General features: G+C 38.2%; 16 protein-coding genes. 5 read left to right on the forward strand and 11 right to left on the reverse strand.

All coding sequences use genetic code 11. The features are described 5' to 3' along the window. Positions 1-41: 41 nt before the first annotated feature. The 7 genes from ACWATA_RS22670 to corA all read right to left on the reverse strand — a co-directional run bounded on the left by ACWATA_RS22670 (position 42) and on the right by corA (position 7,964). A complete protein-coding gene (locus tag ACWATA_RS22670) occupies positions 42-1,247 on the reverse strand; it encodes a DEAD/DEAH box helicase (protein ID WP_098112296.1) in 1,206 nt (401 codons plus the stop codon). 364 nt (positions 1,248-1,611) lie between these two features. Further along, the gene (locus tag ACWATA_RS22675; RefSeq protein ID WP_321201887.1) at positions 1,612-2,706 is read right to left on the reverse strand and encodes an ATP-binding protein; all 1,095 of its coding nucleotides are present in this window, start codon (positions 2,704-2,706) and stop codon (positions 1,612-1,614) included. Positions 2,707-2,999: 293 nt separating this feature from the next. Continuing rightward, positions 3,000-3,752 carry an STAS domain-containing protein gene (locus ACWATA_RS22680; protein ID WP_028412478.1) on the reverse strand — a complete coding sequence of 251 codons (753 nt, stop codon included), beginning with the start codon at positions 3,750-3,752 and terminating at the stop codon, positions 3,000-3,002. Then, positions 3,739-4,398, reverse strand: coding sequence for a cobalamin B12-binding domain-containing protein (locus tag ACWATA_RS22685; protein WP_028412479.1), 660 nt, complete (start codon positions 4,396-4,398; stop codon positions 3,739-3,741). Before ACWATA_RS22685 ends, ACWATA_RS22680 begins: the two co-directional genes overlap by 14 nt. 141 nt (positions 4,399-4,539) lie before the next feature. Continuing rightward, the gene (locus tag ACWATA_RS22690; RefSeq protein ID WP_028412480.1) at positions 4,540-5,265 is read right to left on the reverse strand and encodes a response regulator; all 726 of its coding nucleotides are present in this window, start codon (positions 5,263-5,265) and stop codon (positions 4,540-4,542) included. Beyond that, complete coding sequence (gene dcuS / locus ACWATA_RS22695; protein ID WP_473050238.1) at positions 5,258-6,844, reverse strand: DcuS/MalK family sensor histidine kinase; 1,587 nt, start codon at positions 6,842-6,844, stop codon at positions 5,258-5,260. The genes ACWATA_RS22690 and dcuS overlap by 8 nt, the downstream gene beginning before the upstream one ends. 154 nt (positions 6,845-6,998) lie before the next feature. Further along, complete coding sequence (gene corA / locus ACWATA_RS22700; RefSeq protein WP_155008618.1) at positions 6,999-7,964, reverse strand: magnesium/cobalt transporter CorA; 966 nt, start codon at positions 7,962-7,964, stop codon at positions 6,999-7,001. Positions 7,965-8,115: 151 nt separating this feature from the next. Here corA and ACWATA_RS22705 point away from each other — a divergent pair, with 151 nt between their 5' ends. Next, positions 8,116-8,571, forward strand: a complete 456-nt coding sequence (locus ACWATA_RS22705; RefSeq protein WP_028412483.1) for a ferritin-like domain-containing protein — start codon at positions 8,116-8,118, stop codon at positions 8,569-8,571. 54 nt (positions 8,572-8,625) lie between these two features. On the opposite strand, the gene ACWATA_RS22710 is transcribed toward ACWATA_RS22705, so the two are convergent. Beyond that, positions 8,626-9,792, reverse strand: a complete 1,167-nt coding sequence (locus ACWATA_RS22710; protein WP_028412484.1) for a M20 family metallopeptidase — start codon at positions 9,790-9,792, stop codon at positions 8,626-8,628. Between the two features lie 143 nt (positions 9,793-9,935). Here ACWATA_RS22710 and ACWATA_RS22715 point away from each other — a divergent pair, with 143 nt between their 5' ends. Continuing rightward, a complete protein-coding gene (locus ACWATA_RS22715; RefSeq protein WP_033580721.1) occupies positions 9,936-10,991 on the forward strand; it encodes an aromatic acid exporter family protein in 1,056 nt (351 codons plus the stop codon). 32 nt (positions 10,992-11,023) lie between these two features. On the opposite strand, the gene ACWATA_RS22720 is transcribed toward ACWATA_RS22715, so the two are convergent. Beyond that, positions 11,024-12,478 (reverse strand): alanine/glycine:cation symporter family protein, encoded by a 1,455-nt coding sequence (locus ACWATA_RS22720; RefSeq protein WP_028412486.1) that lies wholly within the window; start codon positions 12,476-12,478, stop codon positions 11,024-11,026. A 255-nt stretch (positions 12,479-12,733) separates the two neighbouring features. On the opposite strand from ACWATA_RS22720, the gene ACWATA_RS22725 reads away from it, so the two are divergent. Next, positions 12,734-13,486, forward strand: coding sequence for a lipase family protein (locus ACWATA_RS22725; protein ID WP_328142044.1), 753 nt, complete (start codon positions 12,734-12,736; stop codon positions 13,484-13,486). 25 nt (positions 13,487-13,511) lie between these two features. On the opposite strand, the gene ACWATA_RS22730 is transcribed toward ACWATA_RS22725, so the two are convergent. Beyond that, positions 13,512-14,000 carry a DinB family protein gene (locus tag ACWATA_RS22730; protein WP_028412487.1) on the reverse strand — a complete coding sequence of 163 codons (489 nt, stop codon included), beginning with the start codon at positions 13,998-14,000 and terminating at the stop codon, positions 13,512-13,514. 346 nt (positions 14,001-14,346) lie between these two features. On the opposite strand from ACWATA_RS22730, the gene ACWATA_RS22735 reads away from it, so the two are divergent. Beyond that, a complete protein-coding gene (locus tag ACWATA_RS22735) occupies positions 14,347-14,502 on the forward strand; it encodes a hypothetical protein (protein WP_014461889.1) in 156 nt (51 codons plus the stop codon). Positions 14,503-14,634: 132 nt separating this feature from the next. On the opposite strand, the gene ACWATA_RS22740 is transcribed toward ACWATA_RS22735, so the two are convergent. Beyond that, positions 14,635-15,159 carry a type 1 glutamine amidotransferase domain-containing protein gene (locus tag ACWATA_RS22740; protein ID WP_013055087.1) on the reverse strand — a complete coding sequence of 175 codons (525 nt, stop codon included), beginning with the start codon at positions 15,157-15,159 and terminating at the stop codon, positions 14,635-14,637. A gap of 302 nt (positions 15,160-15,461) precedes the next feature. Between ACWATA_RS22740 and ACWATA_RS22745 the strand changes: the two genes are divergently transcribed. Beyond that, on the forward strand, positions 15,462-15,884 hold the full coding sequence (locus ACWATA_RS22745; RefSeq protein WP_028412488.1) for a DoxX family protein: 423 nt from the start codon (positions 15,462-15,464) through the stop codon (positions 15,882-15,884). The last annotated feature ends 24 nt before the right edge of the window (positions 15,885-15,908 follow it).

The raw sequence follows: 15,908 nt of genomic DNA on the forward strand, positions 1-15,908 counted from the left end.
AGGTTGTGACACTGCTGTTATAAAAAGGAAGAATACCTAGTTTACATCCGACCTTTTTGTTTCTTTTTCTTGTTAAATGGCTTTTTTGAAGGTTTTTTAGCTGTACGGGACTGCTCTTTTGTACCTTCATCGACGATTTCGCCCATATAAAGCTCTTTTTTCGCTAATGAAAGTTGAAGTTCACGTGCGATTTGTTTTAAATTTCGCTCTTCTCGTTCAGTGACAAGAGAAATGACTGTACCTTCTGCTCCCGATCTGCCTGTTCTACCTGAGCGATGTACGTATTGATCTGCATCTTGAGGAACATCGATATGAATTACATGCGTCAATCCCTTAATGTCTAATCCTCTAGCTGCGACATCCGTTGCTAATAAGACAGGGAAATCTCCTTTTCGAAAACCTTTAATCGTCGTAGCACGATCTTCTTTTTTCGTTTCACTGTGTAAAGAGCCTGCTTCTACACGCTTAAATGTTAATTTTTCTTCAAACTCGATCAGAGTATCAATCCCTTTAAAAAAGGCTAAAGCTTTCATTTGTTCTTGACGAACTAGTTTTCTAAGCACGTCCACTTTATCTCTAGCTTCACTTTTGATGTATACATGCTCTACCTTCGAAGCTGGGAGTTCATCTCTTCCTACCTCTATTTCAAGAGGCTGGTTCATCATGTCTTTCGCTAGCGATTTGGTACGTTCTGATACAGTAGCTGAGAAGATTAGGATTTGACGATCACTTAACGCCATTTTTACAATCTGTTGAACCGTTTGAACATGCTCAGGTACAAACAATTGATCCGCTTCATCAATCACAATTGTTTTGACTTCGTGCATTTTTAATTTCTTCATTTTAATTAATTCGTTCAAACGTCCTGGGGTACCAACAATGATATTAGGGCGCTTTTTGAGTTTTTCTAATTGCCGTTTCATATTTGCTCCGCCAATAAACGCAGCGCTTGAAATACCGCTTCCCTGCGACCAAGTTTGAATTTCACCATGAATTTGCATAACTAATTCATGGGAAGATGCTAAAATAACCGCTTGAACATGAGATGGTCCCGGCTGAATGCGATGTAAGACAGGCAACAAATATGCCAGTGTCTTTCCTGTTCCCGTTGGGGATTCTCCTATTACATCTTTATTAGCTAAAATCTCTGAAATAGCTTTCGTTTGAATGGCAGTAGGCTCATTGAACCCTGCTTTTTTCCACGCCTCTTGTAAAAAAGGCTGTAAAGTCTCTATAAACTGACTCATATCTATCTCCTTTTCCATGCTTTTCTCGATATTATAAACGATTTTTTTATTTCAATTAAACGAATGTATCAGTGGCCATGTGCGTTAATACTGACCTTAATTTCTATTTATAAATAAACCTTCCTTATCCCAAGGGACCCTGTCAATCCGTCAGTAGAAAAGTCGATTGTTGCCTTAACTTTTCTACATCGATATACATAGCTTCAACTATGATACACTATTGCTTCTATAGAAAACAATATGATCCTCTTTATTATGGACGAAAACTTGTATAAGAAGGAGGTTTTATGTCCTATATGGATCCGGACGCAAAGGGCTCAGCTGCTTACTTCCTCTTTTTCAAGAAAACAACCGCCTCTCTGAACTACGAAAGGCGGCTGTTTCGTTCTGTAATTGGCATATCAATAGTAACCGTTGTCCCTTTTCCTTTACCGCTTTTAAAATGCATGGTACCTTGATGACGCTCCATGATTTTGTAACACACGGCCAGCCCTAAGCCCGTTCCAGCTTCTTTTGTAGAATAAAACGGCGTCCCTACTTGTTCAATCCTCTCTTGACTCATTCCGATTCCATTGTCTTCGAAGTGAATCAATGCTCGTGTATCTTTTTCTTCAACTGTTATTGTAATATGGCCTTTCTCAATAATAGCTTCTACACCGTTTTTGATCACATTGATGAACACTTGTTTCAACTGATTTGCATCAGCCGAAACATTAATAGGCCTTTTTGCTGTTTCTTTCAATAAAATAGAAACATTATTTAAATTGGCCTGCGCTTCCATTAGCGTAATAACTTGTTTTAAAATCTCGCATAAATTGGTCTTTTCAAAAGATACATGCTGCTTTTTTCCAAGAATGAGCATTTCACTGGAGATTAAGTTGATGCGGTCGATTTCAGACATCATGATATCTAAATATGTGTCATTTGTTTCCTTAGAGGCTTGCATAACCTGTACAAAACCTTTTAAAGAAGTAAGGGGGTTTCTAATTTCATGTGCTACGGCACCTGCCATTTGTCCAATAACCGACATTTTTTCCGAGGTTATCATAAGCTCTTCATCTTGGCGGTATGTAGTAATATCGCGTGCAATCATAAATACACCTACTACCTGCTTATGAACAATAATGGGAAGCAAAGAACACCTAAGCAACCGTCTTTCTCGCTTTCTATTGATCACATTCATTTCGAACTTAGCACCTTTTCCATTCAGCACTTCTTTAAAATACTCTTTACACATATCAAACTCTTCAGCTGCGATAAGAGCTGAAGGTTTCATCTTTTGCAGTTCTTCACTGGAGTATCCAACGATTGCTTCACCTTCCGGGTTAGCAAGAAGTACTTCACCCGTTTTACTTATTTCAAAAACACCATCAGGGTTATGTTTGAACAAAGATTGATAGTGCTGATTGCTCGTTTGAAGTTCGTGTTCTTTCACTACGAGCTCTTGCTGGGACTCCACTAGTTTATAAGCTCTCCTATATACCAACCCATACAAAATAATACCCGTAGCTAAAATAAAAAACCAACCTTTGTATTGTTGAAAAAAAATATATACTTCAAAACGACCTTGCGCTAATGTTCTAGATATATTATCAGATATCAAGATCCATACAGCGCCAATAATGATATATATAATTGAAATTCTTAAAGCTACTTTACGCGCGTGTTTCACCAAATTTTAATCACCTGTTTATCCGTATTGATCCCCTGTCTTATTGCCTTTATATGAAGTGTTCACTTTTTGTAGCCATTTCATGCCGTTGTAAAAAATTGATGAATGGCCTGACCTAGGTTACTAATAGATTTTACATTTGCTTGAAAATGATACTGGTGAAGCCATTGACTGTGATCGGGTGTCACACCTGTTAAATAAATCTGTACGCCCATTAGCTGAAATTCCCATATTAAATGTTCTAGGGCTGCAACACCTCGTTCATCAATTTGACCGATTCCATTAAAATCAATGATAACTCGATCAACCGTTTCCTCATCTATTTGTCTGAGCAGCCGATGTTCATTTTTCATGATGACTTCCTCAAATAAATCGCCAAACAGAGGTATAAGCACCATGTTGTTCGATAAATGAATAAACGGTCCCGACAGCTCTATAACTCGGTTCATGGCCTTTTCTAATCGTTCTTTTTGCAGCAGCAGTTCTAAGTCTGTTTCAGATAAACGCGCTGTATGCTGTTCGATTTTTTCTGAGAGAATTCTAATTTGAGAATCTTCCTCTACACATATTACATGCGCCTTATCTTGCTCCCATTTGCAATTCACGGTATAAAGAGACATCTTAGATTTACGCGAATGCATGACTAATTCTGTTTTTATTTTTTCCTTCTTTCCTAATCGTTTTCTAGCTTTGTTCTGACTATCTTCATCAACAATTTCTAAAAAATGTTGAACCTCTCCGAATAAAGCGGCTGCTTCATCAGATTGCGCTAGAATATTCATTTCCTCATCCATAATAAAAGCAGGAAGCGGAGCATATTTAATAGTCGACAACCTTAATCCCCCTAATTGATTGATAATGAAAAAGCTCTTTCAACTCCTCTAGCTGTGCAATAAATCGAACTTGATTTGTTTGAACAAGAGGAAACTTATAGTTTGAAACTACTCGGCCTCCAACTAAAATAAGCGGCTGATGTTTTGTCTTTTTTAATCCTTCTATATATTCGTTTGCTTTTTCTATATGATGAGTTAAACTGAACGAGATTCCTACTAAATCAGGTTTCCATTGTTCAACAGCGTGCGTTGCATGTAAAAGCGGAGAATCTGCTCCTAAAAGTTTCGTCTGCCATCCGTGCTCTTCAAAGAGAATGGAAATCATTTTTAAACCTAAAAAATGCTGTTCATTTTCTATACACAAAAACAGACCTTTTTTTTCACTTTTAATAACTTCTTGTCTTATACACAATTGATAACGTGACAAAACATAGTCACAGGTAGTAGTAGCTAAATGTTCATCAGCCACTGAAATTTCATCTTCTTCCCACATCATACCGATTTGAGCCATTGACACTGAAATGAATTGCTGAAAAATATAAAATGTATCGAAACCCTGCTGTCTTTTTTTCCACACAATATTCCAAGCTTCATCTTGATTCCCTGATAACAGTAATTCAGTCAAGCGTTCTATGCTTTCAATCAAGAAACCACCTCTTTTTCAGTCAAACGACTTGTTTTTTTCCTTTGTTATTATCAACCATACCACTTAACTCACCGGCACTCTACAGTAAAATATTCTCACACCGACAAAATAGCACCGGACGTCTCTGACAGGTAAATCTTTTTATTTTTCAAAGTCAACGAGATAGTGATGCAGCAAGTGACGGTTTTGTTCATTGTATAAGTACGCATACACAGGACGTCCTATTGTGCCGTAAGTCATTCTTTCTCCAAGAAGACCTATATCTGTTAGAAATTTTAAATATTTTCGAATAGACACTCTTGAAATTCCCGTTTTTTCAGCCACATCATCGGTCGAAAAAGGGTGATCTTTAAGATGCACAATGGCTTCTACGATGACTTCTAATGTTCCTGTCGTTAGACCCTTAGGCAACGGCTCTACCGGAGCTTCTTTTATTTTTTTATTAGACAGCAGCCCGTCTAATTCCTGTTGATTAAGCTGAGGTTGCTGTTTTAACGTACGAAATGTTTGTTTATAAGCCGAAAGTGCTTGATAAAAGCGTTCAAATGTAAAAGGCTTAATCAAATAATCAATCGCTCCATAGCGTAAAGCTTGCTGAATCGTTTGGGCATCCGAAGCAGCGGTGATAAAAATGACGTCTATTTCCTCTTGCTTTGTTCGAATCTCTTGTAAAACTCTCAAACCATTTTGCCCAGGCATAAAGATATCAAGCAGTACTAAATCAACTTGGTATTCATTTACCTTCACTAAGGCTTCATGACCCGAATGAGCAACAGCGACCACTGTAAACCCCTCTATCTCTTCAATGTACTTTTGATTAAACTGAGCAACCATTGGGTCATCTTCAACAATTAATACTTTAATCAACTTGATCTCTCCTTGTTTCGTACGGAATATCAATATAGAATGTGGTACCGCTATTTATAAATGAGTCAATAACGATTTGGCCACCTAGTTCATCAATCGTTTGCTTCACTAAATGCAGCCCAAACCCTCTGCTCGTTCCTTTTGTAGAAAAGCCTTTCTTGAAAATCTGATTCATTGTATCGGAAGGAATGCCGCAGCCTGTATCCGTAACTTGAATCGTAAGCTTATTGTTTTTATACACAAGCATAACGGACACTTTTTTAGAGGCATGATGACAAACTGAATCAATTGCATTATCAATTAAATTTCCAATAATGGTAATGAGATGATGAGTAACGTGTGGATCTGAAGGTTCTGGAATAACTTCATCAGCGGAAAACGTCAGTTCTACGCTTTCCTCTCTAGCATAACTCATTTTGCCCATGAGAAACCCTGCCAACGCATGATCTTTAATAGATTTAGTCACTGAACTAGATTCATCGACACGATGATTAACAAGCTGATGAATATACGTTTTTAGCTCATCATAATAATTCATCTGCACCATTCCTAAAATCACATGAAGTTTATTCATAAATTCATGCGATTGTGCTCGAAGCGCTTCCACATACATTTTAACACCTGTTAGCTGTTCTGCTAAGATATTAACTTCTGTTTTATCCCGAAACGTAGAAAGTGCTCCTACAATCTCTTCGTTTACCACTAGCGGAACCCTATTAACTACAATGGCTACTCCATTTATGACTTGCTCTTCATCATAATGAGATTCCCCCGTAGACAAAACGTCGTCCAATCTGGAGGTGGGCATATATTCTCGAATAGACAAACCGATTGGCTCTGGTGCTAACCCTGCTTTAACAAATAAACGGCGTGCAGAACGATTAGCAAGTGTAATATTACCTTCTTTATCAACAGCTATCACTCCTTCACGAACCGACTGCAGCATGGTGCTTCTCTCTTCTAGAATTTTAGCAATTTCAGAAGGTTCCAAGCCAAATAAAATTTTCTTTATGTAATTCGCTAATAAAATAGCACCAAGAACGCCTACAAGTAGGCCAATTAATGAACCTAAAACAATTCGACGATGCCCATCTCTAATCGCTTCATTTACATTATTCAAAGAAATCCCCACAGCCACTGCGCCAATTTGTTGATTTTTTTCATTATAAATGGGTGCAAAAGCGCGCAGAGATTTATCAAGCGTTCCTTTTGATACAGATACATAAGATTTCCCGTGCAATGATTTTTGCTCATCGCCTCCGGCAAACCTCTTTCCTATCTTTTTAGGATCTGGGTGAGATTGGCGAATTCCATTCATATCTATAACAACGATAAACAAGACGCTTGATTTTTTACGAATTCGTTCAGTAAATTCCTGAATTGACTGAGGTGTTTTTGTCTCTAGTCCTTTTTTCACGTTCGTTGATTCTGAAATAATTGTAGCAATAGTCCGAGCTTTTTCAGCCTGTTGATCTCGGATGTTTTTTCCAATTGAACTGCTAACTAATAAATCCGTTAACAATAGCGATAGAATTACCACCATGCATACAAGCAGCACCGTGATGCTTCGCAGCCCCATTCTTCCGTGTTTCACATTCTTCCCTCGCTTCCCTGCTTTCCTTGTTTATAGCACAAGAAAAAGATCTTATCTAGAGGCAGATAAGATCTTCGCTTATTTAATTTCATTTTTACTGAGTTGATGAACATTTATACAGGAAGGTTAACAATCTACTTTATAGTTTAGGTCCTTTTCGATATTTGAACCATCCCATTTTATAAAAGGCAAAGACCATTACGCCTACAAGCCCAATCATAATGCCCAGTACAATAAAATAATTATATTTTCCCGTCAGTTCCGGCATATATGAAAAGTTCATGCCATAGAGGCCAGCAATAAACGTCAACGGTAAGAAAATAGCTGACATCAGCGTTAGCGTAAACATGATTGAATTCATACGATCCGAGTTAATGGACATAAAGCTTTCTCGAATATCATTTGACAAATCCCTGCTTGCTTGCATAATTTCAATCATATTTAATAGGTGGTCATAAATATCATTAAAATAGCGAACCTGCTCTTTTGCTTTTAACGCATTGGTTGACATAATACGATACATTAAATCTCTCATGGGGTTCAAAATCCGGCGCATTCGTGACAAATCACTTCGGATGTCATAAAGCTGCCTCATTAGTTCATCCATAGGTTCATCTTTTGCATTGTCTTCAATGTCGTCTATGTGATCTTCAAATTTATAAAGCACAGGGAAGTATTCATCAACGGTATGATCTAAGAGTTCATACATGATATCCCATGTTCCATCTTCGGTAGCCTCAGGGTCTTTTTTGATAAGCTCCCATACTCTAGCCACGCTCGTTAGCTTGTCCAAGTGGTAAGTGACTAAAAAGTTATCTCCTACAAATGCAGATACTTCTAAGTGCTCAAGCTCTTCTTTATGAAGTGCATAATACACTAAAAAATAATGCTCATCATACAACTCAAATTTAGCCCGCTGACCTTGATTCAAACAGTCCTCAACTGCTAAAGGATGAAAGTTAAATTGTTCAAGCTGCTTTTTTTCTTCCTCGGTGGGATTGTAAAAATCAACCCAATACCATTGAAAGCCATGGCTTGAACGAATCTCATTCATTTCTATCTCTTTAATAGCTCCTTCTTTGGTTTTAGCTACAATTTTAATCATAAGATAACCTCTGTCTTTTTTGATACTATTCTCTGCACATACCCTTTTTACCATTTTGTTAAACTTTTTTCTTTTAATGTACGCCTTTTCTTGTCTATACATACGATGATGGTGACGACAAGAGAACAAAACGGTGAGGAGGTATATCCATATGTATGAATTTTACTCCCGGCATGAAGAATATTGGGAAGATGATACAAGACTAGACGAACAGCTTTTAAGAGATATAAACAAAGCTGTAAACGATGAGTTTTCCGCTATTCACTACTATACACGCCTAGCAGAGCTGGCTCCTAATGATCAGTTTCAACAAGCTATATTAGGTATTCGGCAGGATGAAATTAAACACTTTGACTGGTTTTCTAAAGCCTATTATGATTTATCAGGCAGCTACCCACAGATTTCATTAAACATAAAACTGCCAAATACTTTTCAAGAAGGGGTCTCTGAATCCATTAAAGATGAAGTAGAAACCGTTCCATTTTATCAATCAATCGCTAGAAGAATCACAAATGCTCGAATTCAAAGCCGCATTGTTCGAGCTGCGAGCGATGAACAGCGCCACGGTCAAATTTTTCGAACCATTCAGTCCCACTTCTCATACTAAATAATACGCTTGCCACTGCAAGCGTATTATTTAGTATGGTTTTATTATTATCTCTTACTTTGTAGCATTAAATTCTTCTTTAATTTTTTGGAGCAGCGTTTGATTGGTTAATACGTCATACCCTGTTAATGCCATTGTTTTTGCACCAAGTATCATTGCTTCTCTTCCTTGCTCACTTAAAGCTGCTTCTCTAAATTCGTGCGTATGACAAACAAAATAATCATCACAAATTTGAATATACGGATGAATAGCCGGAACAACCTGACTCACATTCCCCATATCTAAAGATCCATGATCGCCTTGGTCTTCCGTAATGCTTTGCTCGCTCACACCTAATGAGATGAGATTATTTGTATAGACGTCGGATAATGTTTGATTCGTTTGCATATCATCATAAGAAAACTCATAGTTTGAGATTTTTAATTTTGTTCCTGTCGCTAAAGCAGCACCATGTGCACATGCCTTCACCTTATCTGTTACTTCATCTACATATGCACGAGTTGAAGCGCGAACATAAAATTGTGCTACTGCATAATCCGGTACAACGTTGGCCGCCTTGCCACCCTCTGTAATCACTCCATGAATACGTACATCCGGCTTCACATGCTGGCGAAGCGCATTAATGCTATTGAACGTTTGTAATACACCGTCTAGTGCATTGATTCCTTCATGAGGGGCAGCGGCTGCATGTGCAGATTTTCCGAAGAACTCAAATTGAATCGCATCCATCGCAAGAGAACGCCCGCTTTTTTGATGACAGTAATAAGGGTGCACCATCATAGCTACGTCTAAATGATTAAAAATACCTTGTTCAGCCATCGTTACTTTGCCGCCTCGTGTTTCCTCTGCAGGCGTTCCGTATACGTATATTTTACCGCCCGTTTTTGCGACTGCTTTACTCAGACCAATACCAGCGGCAATTGACATGGTTCCAATTAAGTTATGTCCGCATGCGTGTCCGAGATCCGGCAAAGCATCGTACTCTGCCATAAACCCAATCGATGGACCTGGCTTTTGACTGTCATAAACAGCGGTAAAAGCCGTTGGCAAGTCACATGTACCAATTTCAACTGTGAACCCTTGTTCTTTTAAAACATCTGTTAATGCTTTGCAAGCCTTAAATTCTTCATGGCCAAGCTCAGGATTTTGTCCAATATATTTGCTTACATCATAAAATGTATCCTGTAATTTATTAATTGTTTCATTTATTAATTGTTTCATTAGTTGTACTCCTCTTTTAAATATTTAAACAAATTATAGTATATTTATTCGTTTTTTGAAAGCTAGTTTTTAAGACGTGTTTTCCTATCACCTTAATATGCCTTATAATTAAACTACTAACTGTTTTAAAGAAGGTATGCATAATGATTAACGTAAAAAAATTTAATTTTTTAGGCGGTCGTATTATTAAAACAGGCATTGCCGTTTTTTTGACTGCACTCATTTGTCAGTCCGTTGGCTGGCCGTATATGCTCGCTGTTATTACAGCCATTGTTACGATTGAACCAACCGCTGCGGATTCTATCAAAAAAGCGTTCATTCGCTTTCCTGCTTCAGCAATTGGAGCTGCTTTTGCCATGATTTACACATTTCTTTTAGGCGTAACGCCGCTTACCTATATGCTTGTTGCTGTTTCTACTATTATATCCTGTTATAAATTGCGTTTACATGCCGGAACACTCGTTGCAACGCTAACAGGAGTGGCTATGCTGACGATTGTGCACGACCATTATTTCATATCATTTTTAATTCGCCTAGCGACCACTAGTATTGGGCTGCTTACTTCTTCACTTGTAAATATCATTGTTCTTCCTCCTAATTATACACCGATTATTACGAGGAAAATTCAAAATCTCTCAAAACAAATGAGTAGCGTCTTACAGCAAAGAGGAAGCGAACTTTCTCAAGTACACGCTTGTCATAAACAAACAAAGCTTCAATTTCAGCAGCTTTCTGCTGAAATTGAAAAAATTGAGACGCTTTGTGAGTATCAGCGAAAAGAATGGAAATTTCATCATTTCACTCGTACAGCTATGAGAAAATTCCACTATGAATATAAGAAACTTTCTCTTATGAGGCAGCTTGTCTACCATATTGGTAATTTAATTTATTTGCCCGCTCATCAGCTGCAAAGTGCAAAACATCAAGTGATTTGGGACACTTTCACTTCCTTTCATAACGTCTTACAAAATGAACAATATAAAAGCTCTTTGCAGCATCAAACGCTTGTTTTGACTTTAAAACAAAGGTTTTGGGCACATAAGCAGGAAGAAAACAGAGTGGATCAGCCTTTTTCAACAGAAACAACCATGCTGTACGAACTTCTTGCGATTCATCACCTGCTTGAAGAACTACACCGTATTCATCGTTTGAAGGAACGCTATAACTTAAACAATTCGCCTGTCTCACTTTCTTCATAAAAAAATCCTCACAAATGTGAGGATTTTCTTGTTTACGAAACTTGTGACTCATCTTTCTTATATTCTTTCTCCCAGTAGTCCGCATTTTTAATTCCTAGCTTAACAGGATCAAATACGGGGTCTACCCCTTGTTTTTTCTGAGCTTCATAGTCTTTTAATGCAACTAACGCAGGCTTAGCTAAAATTAAGATAGCAATTAAATTTAGCCATACCATAATACCAAGTCCTGCATCACCTAACGCCCAAGCTAATGAGGCTTGTTTCACTGACCCGTAGAACGTAGCTCCCAGCAGGACAAGTTTTAATGCAAACATAGCCCACTTCCCGTTCTTTCCGCGAGTTAGATAAGCAATATTTGTTTCAGCAATGTAATAATAAGCCATGATCGTTGTAAACGCGAAAAAGAATAGGGCAACTGCCACGAAGCCAGCTCCAAACCCCGGCAACACTGTTTCAATAGCAGCTTGTGTAAATCCAGGTCCTGCTTCTACACCCGGTAAATTTGAAATAATAAATGAACCTCCCGGTCCTTCCGTGTTGTACATGCCTGTGAATAAAATCATAAACGCTGTTGCTGAACAAACGAACAGTGTATCAATATAAACCGAAAAAGCTTGTACAAGACCTTGTTTCGCCGGGTGTGAAACTTCTGCTGCAGCTGCTGCGTGCGGCCCCGTTCCTTGTCCTGCTTCGTTTGAATAAATGCCGCGCTTCACTCCCCAAGAAACAGCTAAACCAACGATTCCTCCAAAAGCAGAATCTAATGCAAAAGCACTTTTAAAAATAAGAGCGATAACTCCCGGCAACTCCGAAATGTTCATGGCAATAATAATAAGAGCTAAAATAATATACCCAAGTGCCATAAAAGGTACAACGAATTGGGCTACCCCTGCAATACGCTTAACGCCTCCAAAAATAATAAAAGCAAGAATAATAACTAATCCTACTGCTGTAACCGTTGGACTAACACCAAATGCATTGTCGATGCCAAGCGCGATGGAATTGGACTGAACGCCCGGCATTAAGATACTCATCGCAACAAGGGCTGCAATGGCAAATAAAATGCCATACCATTTCATACCTGTTCCTTTTTCAATGTAGTACGCTGGACCACCTCGATATTGGCCATCTTGCTTAACTTTATAAATTTGAGCCAGTGTTGATTCGATGAATGCACTAGAAGCACCAATAAAAGCAACTGCCCACATCCAAAATACAGCCCCTGGACCTCCAAAAGCGATAGCTGTCGCAACTCCAGCAATATTTCCTGTTCCAACTCGTCCCGACAGCGCTAAAGACAGTGCTTGGAAGGAAGAAACTCCTGCTTCTGAGCTTTTACCCTGAAACATCAGCATAACCATGTCTTTTAAGTGTCGTACCTGTAAAAACCTTGTTAAAATCGAGAAAAACAGGCCAATCGCAAGACACCCATAAATAACAGGCGTGCTCCATAGCACATTATTCAAACTCGTTACAAATTGCTCCAAACGATAACCCCCTTATTTTTTGATTCAGACTATTTTAAATTATAAGTTAAATTATAAGTTTTAACAATAAAACTCTAAATTAAAACTTTTTTTTAGTTAAAATACACAAAAAAAGTTATAAACCCCTCAAAAACATCCAATAAGAAATCGTTTACACTCCATAATTATTGCTCTCAAAAAAGAGATATCTGCACCTTTCTTCTCAAGAACACATAGGCTATAGGAGTTATTTTCTATTAGAAGGTGTGAAAAACAATGATGAGAATCGAGCCTTTATTTTATCGTTCTTTAGCTCTAGACCTTCTTTATGCGTGCGTCTTAGCTTATAAGCAATACGCACAGGGAGGCACATTTGATGTACCTGAAGGCTACCGGCTTATTAAATCGTTTAAAGCTTCTGCCGTAGGGGTGCAAGAATGGTTTGGTTTTATTTTAGAATCTGATGACTCTATCGTAATTGCCTTTCGAGGAACTCAATCTGAGGCAGATTGGATTGCTGATGCTCGCATTCGGCAGCGCCCTTATCCATACAATCAACAAGCGGGTCTCGTCCACGAAGGTTTTTTAGCTGTTTACGAATCATGCCGTGATGAAATTTTTGAAACATATAAATCGCTTCCCACCAAGCCCATTTATATAACGGGGCATAGCCTAGGTGGCGCACTCGCTGCTCTTCATGCCTTAGATGTCGCCACAAACGCATCTTTTCCGGAAATTACAATGTACAACTACGGAGCTCCTCGAGTAGGGGATCCTCAATTCGTTCAAACATACACAAATCTTGTTTCAAATAGCCGCTGTTTTGTTAACACGACGGATACGGTTCCTAAAATCCCTCCGAAGCGACTCTATTCCCCTTCCACCAAGCAAACAATTTATTACGATCAAGACCCTCTGCAACTCTCATTTACCATCCAAACAGGCTCTACCGTAGGGAACCATAATCCCCAAACATACAGTGTTGGGATATGGATGATGTCGGATTACCCTATTTTGGTCCAAAAATAAAAAAACAGGCGGAATGCCTGTTTTTTTATGCGCCAATTGCTGTTTTGATTTCTTCTATTTGTTCTTGGTGACGCTTTTCATGATAGCCAATAAAATCAATCCATTGCTTTAAATCCATTAACCCAAACACAGGATGTGGAAACGATTTTTGCTTTAGGTTTTCTTCACTGGCTGTTTCTTCTAACTCTACTAAAGCCGCTCTTGATTCCGCCAGCTTACTCTTCATTTCTTCTAATGTCTGATTTTCATTAGAAGGCGTAACTTGAGCCGGTGCATCTACTTTTCGAGAACGGTCTACCGCTAAATGAAACGGCTTATCTTCGGTTGGCTGATCTACACCGTTTTCTAACTGATCCTTTACACGTGAAACAATCATGCGCTCCATCAAATATAAATGTTCTAATACTTGCATAACGCTCCATGTATTAGATGCTGGCTGCTGATTTAATTGTTCATATGTTAATGATTCTACACTGTTCAATACATCATTTCGAAACTGTTCATTTTTGTTCATTGTTCATCCTCCTCTAGGATTCCTCTAGCTTATCGTATCAAAAAACTCTTCTATATAAAAAGGATATCCCTTTACTTAACCATGTTTTAGCTGCAATTGTTTCACGTGAAAAAAATATTTTTTCTATTTGACATAGATCAACTGAAGTGTTATATTTAGACTTCTGGCTTTTCTTTAAGAGCTAGACATAGTGAAAGTAACTTGAAAGGATGTATCGTACAATGCAAGGTAAAAATACTGGCATTCGACACATGTCTTTGAACAAAACTTATTCACACTGGATCGGCTTCGGAGCCGTAAGGATGCAAGAGAGGTAGGGCTTGCGTCGTTTAGGTTAATCGATCATGTGGAAAAACAAACCGCGGCAATGGATGAAATCCATGCAAGCACAATCAATGCTAATTGTGCCCTAACAACAACGAAACATACAAAAACCGTAATCATGGATTTTATAAAGAAAGTAATCATTTTGTTTTTACACTTGCAAAAAGCAAGTTACTGATAAGAAACACGAACAAAAGCGAGCAGATGCATCTGCTCGCTTTTTTAATGATGATTTTTTATTTACTTTATCATTTCTTTTTTTAGGGAATCTTATAAAAAAGCCAAAACCAATATGGTTTCGGCTTTTTTCTTATTGCTCTGCTAGTACATCAGCAAATGCTTTTGCATAAGGAGGAAGGTCTGGCGGACGGCGGCTTGAAATGATGTGGCCGTCGATTACGACTGCTTCATCATGCCAAATAGCTCCCGCATTTTCCATATCATCTTTGATTCCTGGCGTACTTGTTACGTTTCGGCCATCTAAGATTTTTGCAGAGATTAATACCCATCCTGCATGGCAGATTTGGCCGATTGGCTTTTGCTGTTCATCCATATGACGAACCATTTCAATTACTTCAGGGTAGCGGCGCAGTTTATCCGGCGCCCAGCCTCCAGGTACTAAAATAGCGTCATATTCAGCTGGATCAACATCTTTAAATGCATAGTCCGATACGGCTGGAACACCGTATTTCCCCATGTACGTTTCGTTTGCTTTTTCTCCAACTAAATGTACTTCTGCTCCTTCTTCGCGAAGACGCATCACTGGATACCATAGTTCTAGATCTTCAAAGTCTGCACTAACAAGCGCAATAACTCTTTTATTTTCTAAGCGCATCGTAACACCTCCGCCATCAGTATAGCATGTTGGAGAATAAGATTGAAAATAAGGAACTAAATTGTACATAATTAAAGGATTTTTCAAGTGCCCTTCAGAAATTTTTTGTATGCCAAATGATCTAATTTTATATTTTTACTTGACTGGGGACAAACATCACACTACAATGTGTAGTGTGATGTTCATAATGTTGTAAAATTATCCAAATAAGAAAGACTTTATTTAATTGCTACATTTCTTTTTACGGGCTTTTACACTACATAATGTAGTGTTTTTCAAATACACTTAAAGGAGGAAGTAAAGTGAATAAAAACGTCGAAATTGGGTCGCTTATTATTCGTTTAGTATTAGGTTTTACATTTTTAGTACACGGCTTTCAAAAATGGCAAGGGGGAATTGAAAATACAGTAGGCTTCTTCGATAGCTTAGGAATCCCTGGTTTCATGGCATATATTGTGGCAACAATTGAACTTGTAGGTGGGGTTCTGATTATTCTTGGTCTAGCAACAAGAGTCGTAGCTGCTTTATTTGTGGCAGTTATGCTTGGCGCTATTTTTACAGCCAAGCTTAAAAGCGGATTCGTTGGCGGGTTTGAGTTTGATATTGCCTTAATTGCCATGTCTGCTCACTTATTTGTTGCAGGAAGCCAGTTCCTTGCTCTTGATAAAGTGGTATTTAAAAAGAAAGAAACTGCTTTTTCTCTTCAAGAAGAAAGCAGTAAATAAAAAAGAAAGCTTATACTCTCCCAA

The sequence above is a fragment of the Priestia sp. USM5 genome, from assembly GCF_058323215.1.

Excerpts from the sequence above, each read along its gene's own strand:
- ACWATA_RS22670 (WP_098112296.1), bottom strand. The coding sequence starts at position 1,247 with ATGAGTCAGTTTATAGAGACTTTACAGCCTTTTTTACAAGAGGCGTGG.
- dcuS (WP_473050238.1), bottom strand. The coding sequence starts at position 6,844 with ATGGGGCTGCGAAGCATCACGGTGCTGCTTGTATGCATGGTGGTAATT.
- corA (WP_155008618.1), bottom strand. The coding sequence starts at position 7,964 with ATGATTAAAATTGTAGCTAAAACCAAAGAAGGAGCTATTAAAGAGATA.
- ACWATA_RS22705 (WP_028412483.1), top strand. The coding sequence starts at position 8,116 with ATGTATGAATTTTACTCCCGGCATGAAGAATATTGGGAAGATGATACA.
- ACWATA_RS22710 (WP_028412484.1), bottom strand. The coding sequence starts at position 9,792 with ATGAAACAATTAATAAATGAAACAATTAATAAATTACAGGATACATTT.
- ACWATA_RS22715 (WP_033580721.1), top strand. The coding sequence starts at position 9,936 with ATGATTAACGTAAAAAAATTTAATTTTTTAGGCGGTCGTATTATTAAA.
- ACWATA_RS22725 (WP_328142044.1), top strand. The coding sequence starts at position 12,734 with ATGATGAGAATCGAGCCTTTATTTTATCGTTCTTTAGCTCTAGACCTT.
- ACWATA_RS22730 (WP_028412487.1), bottom strand. The coding sequence starts at position 14,000 with ATGAACAAAAATGAACAGTTTCGAAATGATGTATTGAACAGTGTAGAA.
- ACWATA_RS22740 (WP_013055087.1), bottom strand. The coding sequence starts at position 15,159 with ATGCGCTTAGAAAATAAAAGAGTTATTGCGCTTGTTAGTGCAGACTTT.